Origin of the sequence: Paenibacillus yonginensis (genome assembly GCF_001685395.1) — a bacterium.
GTDB lineage: Bacteria > Bacillota > Bacilli > Paenibacillales > Paenibacillaceae > Fontibacillus > Fontibacillus yonginensis.
Genome location: NZ_CP014167.1, coordinates 1,378,562 through 1,392,965, shown reverse-complemented (window position 1 = coordinate 1,392,965; position 14,404 = coordinate 1,378,562). Strand labels below are relative to the sequence as shown.

Annotated in this window: 12 protein-coding genes and 2 pseudogenes; 8 read left to right on the top strand and 6 right to left on the bottom strand. The window is 49.9% G+C overall.

The annotated features are described in order from the left end of the window. The first annotated feature begins 205 nt into the window (after positions 1–205). From AWM70_RS06425 to AWM70_RS06390, 6 genes and pseudogenes are all read left to right on the top strand, one after another. A complete protein-coding gene (locus tag AWM70_RS06425) occupies positions 206–400 on the top strand; it encodes a helix-turn-helix transcriptional regulator (RefSeq protein WP_083180535.1) in 195 nt (64 codons plus the stop codon). Between the two features lie 346 nt (positions 401–746). Then, positions 747–1,773, top strand: a pseudogene (locus AWM70_RS06410) (serine hydrolase domain-containing protein); the annotation flags it as partial. A 109-nt stretch (positions 1,774–1,882) separates the two neighbouring features. Next, positions 1,883–2,368, top strand: coding sequence for a signal peptidase II (lspA, locus tag AWM70_RS06405; protein ID WP_068694858.1), 486 nt, complete (start codon positions 1,883–1,885; stop codon positions 2,366–2,368). A 337-nt stretch (positions 2,369–2,705) separates the two neighbouring features. Continuing rightward, the gene (locus tag AWM70_RS06400) at positions 2,706–4,052 is read left to right on the top strand and encodes an ABC transporter substrate-binding protein (RefSeq protein ID WP_068694857.1); all 1,347 of its coding nucleotides are present in this window, start codon (positions 2,706–2,708) and stop codon (positions 4,050–4,052) included. Between the two features lie 57 nt (positions 4,053–4,109). Further along, positions 4,110–5,045, top strand: coding sequence for a carbohydrate ABC transporter permease (locus AWM70_RS06395; RefSeq protein ID WP_068694856.1), 936 nt, complete (start codon positions 4,110–4,112; stop codon positions 5,043–5,045). Next, positions 5,045–5,965 carry a carbohydrate ABC transporter permease gene (locus AWM70_RS06390; RefSeq protein WP_237167846.1) on the top strand — a complete coding sequence of 307 codons (921 nt, stop codon included), beginning with the start codon at positions 5,045–5,047 and terminating at the stop codon, positions 5,963–5,965. The genes AWM70_RS06395 and AWM70_RS06390 overlap by 1 nt, the downstream gene beginning before the upstream one ends. A gap of 179 nt (positions 5,966–6,144) precedes the next feature. Here AWM70_RS06390 and AWM70_RS06385 read toward each other — a convergent pair whose 3' ends face one another. Continuing rightward, a complete protein-coding gene (locus AWM70_RS06385; RefSeq protein ID WP_068694855.1) occupies positions 6,145–7,515 on the bottom strand; it encodes a TrkH family potassium uptake protein in 1,371 nt (456 codons plus the stop codon). A 224-nt stretch (positions 7,516–7,739) separates the two neighbouring features. Between AWM70_RS06385 and AWM70_RS06380 the strand changes: the two genes are divergently transcribed. Then, positions 7,740–8,558 carry a class I SAM-dependent methyltransferase gene (locus AWM70_RS06380; RefSeq protein WP_068694854.1) on the top strand — a complete coding sequence of 273 codons (819 nt, stop codon included), beginning with the start codon at positions 7,740–7,742 and terminating at the stop codon, positions 8,556–8,558. 29 nt (positions 8,559–8,587) lie between these two features. Here the strand turns inward: AWM70_RS06380 and thpR are convergent, their stop codons facing one another. Next, positions 8,588–9,202, bottom strand: a complete 615-nt coding sequence (thpR, locus tag AWM70_RS06375; RefSeq protein WP_068694853.1) for an RNA 2',3'-cyclic phosphodiesterase — start codon at positions 9,200–9,202, stop codon at positions 8,588–8,590. A gap of 163 nt (positions 9,203–9,365) precedes the next feature. Between thpR and AWM70_RS06370 the strand changes: the two genes are divergently transcribed. Further along, the gene (locus AWM70_RS06370) at positions 9,366–10,271 is read left to right on the top strand and encodes a DMT family transporter (RefSeq protein WP_068694852.1); all 906 of its coding nucleotides are present in this window, start codon (positions 9,366–9,368) and stop codon (positions 10,269–10,271) included. Here AWM70_RS06370 and AWM70_RS06365 read toward each other — a convergent pair. The 4 genes and pseudogenes from AWM70_RS06365 to AWM70_RS06350 all read right to left on the bottom strand — a co-directional run bounded on the left by AWM70_RS06365 (position 10,258) and on the right by AWM70_RS06350 (position 14,362). Beyond that, complete coding sequence (locus AWM70_RS06365; RefSeq protein WP_151208732.1) at positions 10,258–10,485, bottom strand: hypothetical protein; 228 nt, start codon at positions 10,483–10,485, stop codon at positions 10,258–10,260. The two genes, AWM70_RS06370 and AWM70_RS06365, sit on opposite strands and share 14 nt — an antisense overlap. A gap of 129 nt (positions 10,486–10,614) precedes the next feature. Continuing rightward, positions 10,615–11,586, bottom strand: coding sequence for a GerAB/ArcD/ProY family transporter (locus AWM70_RS06360; RefSeq protein ID WP_068694850.1), 972 nt, complete (start codon positions 11,584–11,586; stop codon positions 10,615–10,617). Between the two features lie 83 nt (positions 11,587–11,669). Further along, the gene (locus AWM70_RS06355; RefSeq protein ID WP_068694849.1) at positions 11,670–12,782 is read right to left on the bottom strand and encodes a Ger(x)C family spore germination protein; all 1,113 of its coding nucleotides are present in this window, start codon (positions 12,780–12,782) and stop codon (positions 11,670–11,672) included. A gap of 29 nt (positions 12,783–12,811) precedes the next feature. Continuing rightward, a pseudogene (locus tag AWM70_RS06350) lies at positions 12,812–14,362 on the bottom strand (spore germination protein). Positions 14,363–14,404 lie beyond the last annotated feature (42 nt).

The window sequence follows — 14,404 nt, the reverse complement described above, 5'->3', positions numbered from 1 at the left end:
CCTGACGGAATAGATTCCAACCTGTGTGCGTGAGGAGGACTTATTCATTTTAACTTTTAATGATTTTTTGATTGAGAAGTTTGATTGAGAAGATAGTAAAGTGTACTTGACATTAAGTAAAATATAGATTACCTTATGTAAAGTAAAACTTACTTCAAAAGAGGGTGGTTAGTTGGATAACAAATTTCCTGTACTTAAAAATCGAATGCCGGTTCTAAGAGCGGAATGCCAATGGACGCAAAAAGATTTAGCTGAAAAAGTCGGAGTAAGCAGGCAAACCATTATTTCAGTAGAAAAAGGGAAGTTTACTCCCTCGTTAATTTTAGGTTTTCAAATCGCCAAGGCTTTTGGGGTAGACATTAATGAAGTGTTTCAGTTGGAAACAGGGGAGGAGGAATGACCATGGAGTTATTAATAAATATTACGAACGGCGTTTCGATAATAGCGCTGTTTGGGGTTATCGTATTATCGGTTTTAGTTAAAAAGGAAGGAACAGACGAAAGAGCGCGATTTATGGGTTTTAAATTATTCAGCTTTCTGTTCACCTTTCTTTTGGCAGGTTTATCTCTGATTATCCTCGTCACGGGGTGGAACGACATCGGGTATACATTGCTTAGAATTTGTATTACGAGTCTATTCTCACTAACTATCCTAGTTGGGCTCGGTTACTGGATCTATCTTAGCAAAAAGGTATAAACCTTCTTCTCTACCACGGGCAATCCACTATTCGTTATTTAGGAGGCTGAATGGTGAACAAAACTCGGATACTGTCTGTTATCCTGCTATTAACGGCCTTGGCTCCCTCGCAGCGACGGCAGCAGAACAAAGCGCCACACCATCCTGTGAAGCTACGCGTAAAGCTGCGGCAGAGAAGGCCGACCTTCTCACCGGTCAATATGATACAACAAGCGTTCAATATGCACTTATTGATCATGGTCAAATGGTCGTTTCGGGAGCGTTTGCCGAAGTAATGAAAAGGCAAAAATACCGCTGACGAGAAATACGTTATACGGCATTGGATCAGCGAGCAAAATGTTCATCACGGCCGCCGTAATGAAGTTAGCCGACGAAGGAAAATTGAATCTGGACACTCCTGTCGTTCAGTATATCCCTGATTTTACGATGCAAGATGATCGCTATAAGAAAATTACGCCGCGCATGCTGCTGAACCATTCCTCCGGACTTTACAGTTCTTCGGTGGCCAACGCCTTTTTGTTTGAGGATAACGACAGTTATGCCCACGATACGCTGCTTAAACAGCTGGCTAAACAGAAACTGAAAGCTGATCCGGGCGCCTACTCGGTTTATAGCAACGACGGTTTTACGTTGGCAGAGATATTGGTGGAGCGCGTCAGCGGTATGGACTTCACTGCTTACCTTCATCGTTATTTTACGCAGCCTCTTGGCATGTCCAATACAATGACGCCGAAGGACAGGATCGATTCCTCCAGAACGGCGGGTCTCTACTTCCCGGCTTATCAAGGCCAGCTGCCAAACGAAACGGTGAACATCATCGGTGCCGGCGGCATCTACTCGACTGCGGAAGATTTAGTCCGTTTCTCGCAAATTTTCACCAATCCTCAAGCAGGTATACTTTCGGATGAATCGGTTGCGGCCATGGAGCAAAGGGAATATGCACACGGCATATGGCCTAAAGACACGGATACTTCCATCAACTTTGGGCTTGGCTGGGATAGTGTGGATCTTTATCCCTTCGGAGAATATGGCATTCAGGCGTTGGCGAAAGGAGGCGACACCATTCTGTATCACGCTTGTTTTTGCCGGAGAAGCGGGTGCGAAGTTTGAAATTTCTTTAGAATAAGTTTAAAACGAAATGTAAATACGCGGCGATTGTCGACAAAAGTCCAGGGAGGACGATGAATTGAAGTACTATTATTATTGGATCGGGCTATTTGTTTTTGCCGTTGATTTAATCACAAAGAAGATCATTGAGAGCACTCTAGTGGTAGGAGATACCGTTCATGTCATCGGAGAGCGTTTCTTTAGCCTAACTTCCGTTCGCAATCGCGGAGCGGCCTTCAGTTCGTTACAGGAGCAGCGTGTTTTACTCCTGTCCATCACGCTGGTAGTAGTTGCCCTCATCGTTTGGTATTTGCATAAAAACCGCCATTCCGGCAAAGTGCTGCTGCAGATCGGACTCGGCATGGTATTAGGCGGAGCGCTTGGTAATTTTCTGGATCGTGCGCTGTATGGGGAGGTCACGGATTTCCTACAGTTCACGTTCGGCAGCTACGTCTTTCCGAGCTTCAATATGGCTGATACAGGCATATGCTGCGGCGTTGCGCTGATTGTAATTCATACGCTATTTTTTCATGAGGAAAGACAACAGCGACGCTCCAATGCTTAAGACAGCAATACTATTTAGCAAACATCGTCCAATCAAGCAAATGCTGAGTAAGATTAAGTTTCATGTCAGTGGCAATAACAAATGGTATGTTCAAGTGTTGCGCTCCCTCGAAATCATTTAATAATAGAAAAATAGAAAATACAGCCCATAAAAACCTTCAACCTCTTCCAAGAGGGCATGAAGGTTTTTTTCACAAGGTGGATGTTACGGATGACCTCAAACATTTTCATCCCTTGGCATTCGCCATCCTTTGCCTTTTTTCGATTCGATTGTTGCAAATTCAGCAAGGAAGGTTAAATAAGTCTCATAATTACTTCATCTGAGGGGGTTTAACCACATGTCATTCAAACATCTAAAAAAAGTCTTCCAGCTCACCGCTGTAGCCAGCCTGGTTTCATTGCTCGCCGCCTGCTCAGGCGGAACCTCGGGGGGACCTGCCGCAGCCCAGGCTGATGCAGCTGCAAACTCCGGCTCGGGCTCTTCCGTCAGCCCCGAAGGGCGGGTCGTGCTCGACTACTGGACCTGGTGGGGTTCTGAAACCCGCCGTCCGATTATTGAGAAGCTTGTCGATGATTTCAATAAATCGCAGGATAAAATTTTTGTGAAGCACAGCTATTATCCTTATTCCGACATCTTCACCAAAGAGCTTGCCGCAGTTTCGGCAGGCAACCCGCCGGACATCATGATGAACGACATCAACACCGTCCAGCAGCGCGCCAGCAAGAATCAAGCCATGAACCTGTCCAAATACGTCGAACGCGACAAGGTGCAGGACCGGTTTTTCCCGGAGCTGTGGAATACGGTGCTTTATAACGGCGACCCTTATGCGCTTCCGTTCAACACCGATACCCGCATGATGTTCTACAACAAGGACGATTTTAAAGAAGCCGGCCTTGATCCGGACAAGTTCCCGGATACGTGGGATGAGCTGGAGCAGGCCGCCCAGAAGCTCGATAAGAAACATGGCAATACTTACACCCGCATCGGTTATTCGCCACAATTCAACTCCGACTGGAATTTGCTGCAGCTGAACTTCGACGGGGGCCGCAACTTCTTCGACGAAAGCGGCAAGCCGGTCGTCAACGCGCCGGCCAAAGCCGAAGCCATGCAGTATATCCTGGATAACGCCAAACGGCTCGGGCAGAAAAATATCGACGCCTTCAAAGCCGATTTCGGCAGCCAGCAGGCCAACCCGTTCCTGTCCGGCAGAGTGTCCATCTGGACCGACGTCACCAACTTCTATACACAGATTCGCGACTACGGGGACGGAATCAACTTCGGCGTAGCTCCGCTGCCTGAAACCAAAGAAGGCGCCGGACACTGGAGCGTCGGCGGCGGCTTCGTTATCGAAATCCCTTACGGAGCGAAACATCCGGATGAAGCCTGGGAATTCCTGAAATACATGACCGACGTTGAAGCTCAAACCTACTGGGCCGAGAAGAACTTCGACAATGTCGCCAACAAAGAAGCTTCGAATTCGTCCGAGCTGATGTCCAATCCGGTCTATAAGGCTTCCGTTGAGAACCTTGCTCATACGAAGCTTACGCCGAATCCGCTGAACGCGCCGGATTACATGAACCTGATCAACCCGCAGCGGGACGCGATCATGCTGGGGCAGACCTCCATCCAGGATGGGCTGAACAAAGCCCAGGCTGACGTGGAGAAGCTGGTGTCCGGCAAATAAAGCAATATCCGTCATAACGATTTATTCCTTATTACTTCTAAGAAAGAGGTGCAGCATATGGCACACCCTCAGCACGCAGCCGCCCGGAGAGGCCGGTCGCTCGCCAGCCGGGAAGCACTCCAGGGATTTGTATTCGTCAGTCCCTGGATTCTGGGGTTCCTGCTCTTTACTGCTGGCCCCATGCTCTTCTCGCTTTACGCGAGCTTTACGAATTATGACATTACTTCACAGATGGCCTGGATCGGATTCAAGAACTACGACACCATGCTGAATCATGATCCGCTGTTCTGGAAATCTCTCCGCAACACGCTTTATTTTGTCGCCATCAGCGTACCGCTGCAGACGGTCGCCGGGATGCTGCTGGCCGTGATTCTGAACCGGAGGATGCTGGGCATCCGGCTCTTCCGGACCGTGTTTTACCTTCCATCCGTCTTGTCCGGAGTCGGTGTCTATGTCCTGTGGATGATGCTGCTCTCCCCGAGCGCCGGACTTGTAAATCTGGCACTCAGCTGGCTTGGCATCGACGGCCCGGCCTGGCTGACCGATCCGGCCTGGACCAAGAACGCCATCATCCTGATGAAGCTCTGGGGAGCGGGCAGCATGATGCTGCTGTATCTGGCCAGCCTGCAGGGTGTTCCGAACAAGCTGTACGAGGCTGCAGAGCTTGACGGCGCAGGGAGGCTGCGCAAGTTCTGGCATGTGACCTTGCCGATGATTACGCCGGTGATCTTTTTCGAAATCGTGACCGGGTTTATCGGCGGCTTTCAAATCTTTCAGGAAGGCTACGTGATGGGCTATGGCAACGATCCCGGCGCACCGATGAACTCCTTGCTGTTCTACAATCTGCACATGTTCCTGAAGGCCTTCAAGGTGTTCGATATGGGATATGCGATGGCGATGGCCTGGTTCCTGTTCCTGATTGTACTGCTGCTTACGCTCATTAATTTGACTTTATCCAGGTTCTGGGTCCATTACGAGGGAGGTGAGCAGTAATGAATATGGCGACTTTCAGCAAAAGGGAATATGCCCGGGAACGCGAGCAAGCACGCAAAATCGCGCTGATGAAGGCCTCGCCGGCCAAGCCGCTGCGCAGCAAGCTGTCCACCCTGCTGCTGTTTCTGCTCATGACTCTGGTTGGCCTCCTGATGCTGGTTCCCCTGTGGTGGATGATCTCGACCTCGCTGAAATCGATGCGGGAAATCATGTCATACCCGCCGACGATTGTTCCTGAGCAGGTACATTGGGACAACTACGTTCACGCCTGGCAGAAAGGCCACTTTGGGAGATATGCGCTCAACACCCTGCTGCTCGCCGGGATCGTCGTCTTCTCCCATGTCTTGTCCAATACGTTTGTGGCTTACGGCTTTGCCAAAATCCGCTTCAAAGGGAAGAAGCTGCTGTTCTCCATCATGCTTGGCACGATGATGATCCCGAGCTTCGTGACTTTGATTCCGCAGTATATTCTGTTCTCGAAGCTGCACTGGATCAACACGTATTTACCGCTTACCGTGCCTGGTTTTTTCGGCAGCGCTTTCCAGATTTTTCTCGTCCGGCAGTTCTTCATGACCATCCCGAACGAGCTGATCGAAGCCGGCAAGGTCGACGGGGCAAACCATTTCCGGATCTGGTGGCAGCTGATGCTGCCCCTCTCCCTGCCGGTGATCGCCACCATTGCGATCATGACGTTCCAGGGAGCCTGGAATGATTTTACCGGACCGCTGATCTACATCAACTCAGAATCACTGTTCAACCTGCAGATCGGCCTGCAGGCTTTCAAAAGCACCGAAACCACGCAGTGGCATTATTTGATGGCCGGCTCGGTGATTGTGCTGCTGCCGGTAGTGCTTCTGTTCTTCCTGTTCCAGAAATACTTCATCGAAGGCATGAATATTTCGTCAGCGACCAAAGGGTGACCGGTCGGCAGGCTGATACGCTGTTGTTCAGCAAAACAGCCCAGCCATAGTCCCCTGTCCAATGAAGTTCCCTCCAAAAAAAGAGGCTGTCCCTCAGTCATTCGATGACTTTTGGGACAGCCTCTTTCTGGCTTCAACCGGTGTCTGCCGGGGCTGCCAGGCTGCAAACCGCGATATTTTTACCCGATCAGGATTTTCTCTTCCGGATATTTAAGCTTGGAATCGTGTTTGGAACGGGTCAGCGCAAGCGCGATGGTCAGCGGCCCAAGCCGTCCTACAAACATGAGCAGCATAATGATGATTTTTCCCCATTCGCTCAAATTTGGTGTAACCCCAAGCGTTAATCCTACCGTACCAAACGCAGACACGGCTTCAAAGGCAAGATTCATTAGCGGGAGTCCCTTCTCCGTTACCTCCAGCAGGAAGCTGCCTGTAAAGACGAGGCCGATCCCGATCATAGAAATAGCCAGCGCCCGGAATACCAGATCCTTGGGGATCCGTTTACGAAGAATGGTTACGTCCTCTCTTTGTTTGATAAACGTCCATACCACTAGCAGCAGCAGGAAGAAGGTTGTGATTTTGATACCGCCTGCCGTAGAACCCGAAGATCCGCCGATAAACATCAGGCCCATCATCAGCAGCACGGAATCGCTGTTCATCTGGGTCAAATCCACCGTATTGAAGCCTGCTGTTCTCGGAACCGTCCCCTGAAAGTAGGAAGCCAGAATCTGATCTCCGAGCGGGAGTGATCCAAGGGTTAAAGGATTATGGCGTTCCAGTAAGAAGAACAGCACCGATGCCACAAGGTTCAGCAGCAGCGTTGCTCCCATAACGATCCGGGTATGCAGCGACCATCTCCATTTCCTGATCTTCTGAACAACTTCCAGAATAACCGTGAAACCCAAACCGCCCAAAATATATAAAAAAGATAAAACCAGGTTGACTGGCCAGCTGCCGACATAAGCGGTCATACTGGCATAATCGCCCATGATATCAAATCCTGCATTATTAAAAGAAGATATTGAATGAAAAATCCCGTAGTAAATCGCCCAGCCCAAGGGCATTTCTCTTGCCCAAGTGATAGTCAGCAGCAAAGCGCCGGCCCCTTCGATGACAAGCGTCATGACCAGCACCAGCTTGACCAGTTTGACGATCCCTGACAAATTGAACTGGTTCATTGCGCTTTGCGCCATCAGGCGGTTGGAAAGGCTGATTTTCTTGCCCAACAGCATGGCTACAAGGATACCGAAGGTCATAAAGCCGAGGCCTCCCACCTGGATCAACAGCAGGAGAACCGTTTGACCAAACACCGTGAAGGTCGTTCCGGTATCGGTCACTACAAGTCCGGTCACACAAACGGCTGAGGTTGCCTCAAATAGCGCGTTCAGGAAAGAGAGGGACTTTCCCGGCCTGAGTGAAATCGGAAGCATCAGCAGCAGCGCGCCGACAACGATCATAATCAGGAAACCCAAGGACAACATCTGCGGTGGACTAAATCTGATTTGATTAATTTGTTTCAGTTGCTTGTTCTGACTTTTGTTTTGAAACATAGAAGGCTCCTACTTTGAATAATGATAAGGTTACATTCTCACTTTAGCGCCATAGATCCGAAATAGCAATCCCGCTGCATAGCCGGATGATTTAAGGCAACTCAAATATGCCCCGCCACGAAACAGTCGTCAAGGAACTTAGCATTCCGGTCTTAATTTTCCTTATTTCGTTTAGCCAATTATAATAAAAAGAATCAAACCCTTGTTTAGGAAGGAGACTCATCATGCCCGAGCAGACGAACCCCAATAACATCAATCGCTTTAACGGATTTGGAAATCTTTATGACCAGAACCGCCCTAGTGCGCCTACGGAGGTTGTCCGCCTCGTTGAAGGCTATCTGAACAGCAAGCCGGAACTCGTTGTGGATGTGGGCTGCGGAACCGGTCTCTCTTCCTTTCTTTGGCTGGGGGAGGCTCGAAAGGTCATCGGCGTAGAGCCTAATGACGACATGCGTTCGGTTGCTGTCGGTAAATGGAGGCAGCTGCAGGAACCCGAAGGCCTTGCATTCGTAAAAGGCCTCTCCCATCAGCTTGAGCTTCCTTCCGCTTCTGCCGACGTGATTACCTGCTCCCAGTCCTTTCACTGGATGGAGCCCGTCAGCACCCTGCGTGAGTTCGCACGCGTATTGAAGCCGGGAGGCGTCTTTGCCGCTTATGACTGTGACTGGCCGCCTGCCTTCCGCTGGGAGATCGAGGAGCAGTATATGAATTTGCTGGAGCTTGGCGATCAACGTGCCCGGGAGCTGGCTGAACAGGATAAATGGGCCGTAAAAAGAGACAAAAACCAGCATTTGCAGCAAATCCGCACTTCCGGATGGTTTCGTTATACCCGCGAGATTGTGTTCCATCAGCGCGAGACCTTTAATGCAGAAAGATATGTAAACCTGGCCTTAAGCCAAGGCGGCATTCAAACCGCTTTAAAGCTGGGAGCAGCGGATATTCTGGAGGCCGCCGAAGAATTTCGGCACAAGACGGAGGCCTCGTTTGACGGTCAGACTCTGGAGCTCTTAATCAGTTATCGGATGAGACTTGGCATTAAATAAGGAACCTTATTATTCATACGCCTGCGAATTCATACACCTTTGAAGGGCGCCTCCGCCACCCCCTCATACATCGGCTGACGTCCCATCCGGGTCCGGTACAGCACCACGGAATCAGCCTTCCAGCTGCCAAATTCCGTTTCTACAGCCTGTAAGTTCGCACCCGCTTCCAGCTGACCGGGGAGAAATTGACGGGCTAATGTGACATGCGGGCTGTAAGGACGCTCTTCCGGAATGAATCCAAGCGGCGCCAAATTTGCCGTTACCGCTGCATGCAGACGCTCTAATTCCTTGTTCCCCTCCCGAATGGCCGCCCAAAGCACCCTGGGCTGCACGGGACGGCCAAAGATGCCTGTCCCGGCCAGCTTTACGGGGAAGGGGGTTATGCCCGTTGCCGCTGTTGTTAAGGCCTGCTGAATCTCCGGGACCTTTGCCGGGTTGATATCGCCCAGAAACTGAACCGTAATATGAAAATCCTCGTGATAAACCCATTTCTTGAACCGGTGCTTGGACTGCTCTTCCTTACACCAGGCTGCCAAACGCTGCTTAATGCTGCCTGGAAGGGGCACAGCTGCAAATACCCTCCATACTCCCGATTCCTGGCCGGCCGCCGGCTTCCTTTCCCAATTCGACTGTTCTGCTTTCATAGCGATCTGCCGCTCCCTTCTATGTTCATGATATACAGGATGAACGTAGTATACATCAAAATCCGGTTACCATTCTTATGAAACTCACCCGCTTTGGTCGATTTTGCGATATAATAATTAAGTTTTTAAATATGTCATTATTGAGCAAAGGAGATTCCTCAGCATGAGTCCACTTTCCAAACGCCAGACGGCGTTTTATTTATCGTTCCTTATATTGGTTTGGGCCGTCAACTGGCCTCTCTCCAAAATGGCCTTAGCCTATACACCGCCTGTCCTGTTTGCCGCGATCCGCACTTTTATTGGCGGAATACTTCTGGTGTTGATCGCCCTGCCCAACTATAAAAAGCTTAATCTGCGGCGAAACTGGCCGGCTTATTTAATAGCGGGCATTCTGAACATCACGCTCTACTACGGTCTGCAAACGGTGGGGCTTGGCTATATGCCGGCGGGTATCTTCTCGGCTATTGTCTTTCTTCAGCCTGTCCTGCTCGGCATCTGTTCCTGGATATGGCTTGGCGAGTCGATGTCGCTGCTCAAAATGGCCGGTTTGCTCCTCGGCTTCTGCGGGGTTGGGGTGATCAGCGCCGGAGGAATCAGTGAAGGGCTGTCGGTGATAGGTATTTTGCTTGCCCTTGCTTCCGCAGTCAGCTGGTGTCTGGGAACGGTCTTCATTAAGCGGATCGGAGATTCTGTAGATGTTATCTGGATGACGGCAGTCCAGCTGCTGTTCGGCAGTCTGTTCCTGTTTCTATGGGGAGGCGCTACCGAATCGTTCACAGCTATTGAGTGGAGACCCGCATTCCTTGGCGACCTGCTGTTTATTTCCGTGTTTGTGATCGCGATCGGCTGGTTTGTATTCTTCCGGCTTGTACAATCCGGCGAAGCAAGCAAGGTGGGTTCGTTCACCTTCCTGATCCCGCTGCTCGCTCTTTGCTTCAGCGCCCTGTTTATGCACGAGCAGGTCAGCCTGCGCCTTGGACTCGGCATGATCCTGGTGCTGGCGAGCATCCTGCTGGTCAATGTCCGGCTTAAAGGCCGAAAACGCCGGAAGAACGCTACGATCCATTGACCTCGGGGTCATCCTGTTCTATAATACGAGCCTTTGAATCGCCGCCTCTCGAACCCTTTTTGTTCGAAGGCGGTTTTCTTTTGGTTTTGCTGCCGGATAATCTGTACCAGCTTACCATTGAGAGAACCAGAGCTGATCCGAGCAAAGCCAGCTGAAGCTTCCAGGGAGTGGTGATAAAATTCATGGACTCCCACGGAAACCAATGTTCGTTCATAACCTCGCCCCCCGGAACATTTTTTTCAGCAGGGCTGTCCCGAGAAAGAGCATTGGCAAATAAATGAACAAAGGCAGCCATATTCGGGAAGGAAGCACAAAAGTGGCAACCTGCAGATGATCCGTAAAGCTAATCACCATCGTCATGGAAATAAAAAAAAACCAGCGGACACAAGAAAGTGATGATACCCCAGTCCTTCCGGGCTCCGAGAAGCTTTCGAATGCAGAATACAGCAGCGAACAAATGCAGAGACAGCTTGCCGAATGCGGTTATAACCAAATAAATTACGCCGACTGCATCCAGGTTATCCAGCAGATCGAATATATTTGGAAGTTTGAGCAAAGCAAAGACAGGATACATCATCTGCTTATAGATCGATTCGCCCATACATGCTGATCCTAGAAGGATATATAATGTGATGCATAAACCTGACAGCACACATCCCCCCACCATAATCCGGCCTAGCTGCGCCCTGTCTTTGCTATCAAGATATCCCCAAAACATCGCAAATTCGATCGTTTCTCCGAAAGTCTGCGTAATCCCTAAGGGCCAGATCGTTTGAAAAACCCTGTTCCACCCTTCCCCCAAAACAGGCAGCAAATTTAACAGGTTAATCCGTCCGGAGAACCCCAATAACACCGTTTCTGCAAGCAGAAACACGACAAGCAGCGGGAAAAAAATACTGAGCATTCGGGCTACGACCTCAAACCCGCTATAAAGGGCATAAGCTACTACCGCCAGAAAAGAGATGCCGATAATCCAATTGGGCGTTCCATGGAGGATAGTGATGGGAAATAGAAACCGGATGTCGCTGACGATTCTTGCCCCGTCATAAATAAAAACAAACGGGTACAGCCAGGCAATCGGCATGCCGATCCATTTCCCAAGCAAGGCCGTCGGCCATTCGACCAGGGTAAGGCCTCCTGTTAATCTGAAGATCAGCAGATAGCCGCCTACCACAATAGAGCCCAGCACTGTCACAAGAAGACTCGAAATCCAGGCATCTCTTCCCGCAGAAGAGGCAAATCCGAATATGATCGTGGTGCCCAATTGAAAAATAACGACCATGGCGAACAGCTGATACTTGGAAATTCGAAGCAATGAACTCACTCCTCGGTTTTGATCACATTGTTGGTCAGCCCACTGCGGATAATACGGCCGTCAATTTTCACTTCCAGTTGAATCTATGGAAATAATTCATTCCAACGCTCTTTATATTCCTTATGCCATAGCTTGGGATAACGGCGATATACGGATTGTCCAAATCCATAGACATCGGTATTGTATTTTCCCTGAACCAGCTTGCAGCTTGCATATATCCGCTTCTTGATTGAATCCTCTATCTTCTGCTGAATCAGATCCACATTCCGGGCGTTGTCCATATCAAGATCAGATGTATTTTCATAAACATTTTCTGTAAGATTGATTTTTAACTTAATATGCACCTTGCCGTTTCGGATTTCCGTTATCCGTTTCGCCGCAACTCTTTCCAATTCCGTACTAATCTTCCCTTCGCGTTCTGCTCCCGGCACGCTGATCGTGATGACACCTTTATGAATTTTGTTGTTGACCCACATGATCCCACGGCTGGTCTCTTCATCCGTTTCCCCGACCATTTTATCCTTGTGAAACATCGCAAGCCCGGTAACAGCCACGTTATTAAACTGTTTTTGTGCTCCCTCCCCCTCCTGCGAAGGAAGCAGCTCTACCATTGGCGCGTAGGGCTCAATCCCTTCCGACATAAGCGTGTTAAGAAAATCAATAAACTGGACGCTAGGAGTCAAATTTTGGCGCATTTCCTGCTTAAGAACCTCAGAGCCCAGCTTCTCGAACTTGGGGTGGAAATTTAAGATGTCCAGGGCCGTGGTTTTGGAAATGGCTATATAGCTGATTAATTGGGACTGTCTGTAACGCTCAAAGAAGTCCATTACCGGCTGCAAGCCGCTGACCGCCAATTTTTTCCCAATGATAATCACCCGGCTCTGCGAATAAAAGATTTCCCGGGGGATCTTCGTCTGGAGAATACGAGTGATCTCCATAATAGAATCCCCTTCCTCGGATACGACCCATCCCGCGGAGCTGTCCAATTTGCTTTCCACGCCTCCCTGTGCAGACCCCGTTCCAAAGAGACGAGGCACTGCAATCTGCAGCGATAAGCGGAGTTTTCCATTATCCATTCGGTCCAGGCCCGTTGCAGTCACGATGGCAATACCGTCAATTTCCCGTTCGCTCCAGCAGGAGGTCAACAGCAGGCTCATTATCAGCATGACCAGCAAGGAAGCTGTCTTACGACGCATAGTTTCACCCTTTCCGAGAAATACCCGCTTCAGCTCTTATTAGACGGCTCAGGACGCAGACGCCCTTCCATCCGCCGCAAGTTTTGGCTTTGAATAGAGACGGGTCTATGTTTAACTCCCCAGAGAGGAATACGAATAAACAAATCCTTTAAATCTCTCACATGCAAGGGAGCAATAGGCGATAGATAAGGAACGCCAAAAGAACGAAGCTTGCACAAATGAATCATTAAAACCAGCAATCCGAGAAAAATCCCGTATAACCCCAGAAAACCAGCCAATAAAATCATCGGAAAACGCAGTACACGAATCGCCATGCCCTGGTTGTATAGCGGAAACACAAACGAGGCAATCCCGGTAAAAGACACGACAATGACCAGCGTAGCCGATACAATCCCCGCCTGCACGGCAGCCTCGCCGATAACCAGCGCTCCCACGATACTCACGGCCTGGCCAACTGCCCGGGGCAGCCGGATGCCAGCTTCCCTGAGCCCCTCAAAAGCGGCTTCCATCAGCAAAGCCTCCACGATCGCCGGGAAAGGAACATCTTCACGGGATGAAGCGATGCTGAGCAGCAGGCTGGTCGGAATCATTTCCTGGTGAAAGGTTGAAAGCGCCACATAAATTGAAGGAAATACCAGTGCGCTGAAATGAAGCCACATTCTCAGCCATCTGAGGGCCGTAGCCACAAGATAATTCTGGTAATAGTCTTCACGGGTTTGAATGGAATCCGCCACAACCGAAGGAGCAATTAAAGCAAAAGGAGTATTGTCGACCAGAATGGCCGCCCTTCCCTCCAGAACCGCAGCCGTGACCTTATCCGGCCTTTCGGTATTTAACATCAGGGGGAATATGCTTAAGGCGCTGTCGGTGATCATTTCTTCGATATAATGACTGTCCAGCACCGCATCAATATCGATCCTGGAAATTCTCTTCTTGATCTCTTCCGTCAATCCGGGCATGACTACGGAATCCAGATAAACGATCATAACCTGCGTTTTGGACAAACGTCCGACTTGCATAACCTCCATCTTCAGATCCGGAGTAGGCAGCCTGCGTCTAAGCAAAGTGGCATTGGTTCTCAAACTCTCCACAAAGCCGTCTCTGGGGCCGCGGATCGCCATTTCCGTTCCGGGCTCTTCAATGGCGCGCTGCTCTGATTTCCTCAAGCTGATCATGAACACTTCCGGCAGGCCCTACATAAACAAAGCCGTATCGCCAAGGCAAATGCTGTCCGCAATTTCATTCATCAAATCCAACGTCTTCACCTGATCGGCTTGAATTTCATTTATAGAGAGCTCGAGCAGGGACCTCAGCTCAGGGTCCGTCAAATCGGAATGCCCGTACCGGGTCAAAATCCCCGTTTTCAGCGGCTCCAGAATCACCTGCTCAATCCGCGTATCATCTACAAGCCCGTCGATAAAGACCAAAGCTCCCCGATGTCCGGATTCAAAAGAAAAGGTCCGGTAAGCCAGATCCGAGCAGCGATGAAAGTGTTGCCGGATAAAAGTCAGATCCTCGCTTAATATGCCTTTCACTTTTACAACTTGATCCTCTTGACCCCCTGACGCTCCTGCGGCCATGCATATCCTCCTTTCCCTCTCCCGTTCTACCGAAGCTCTTTC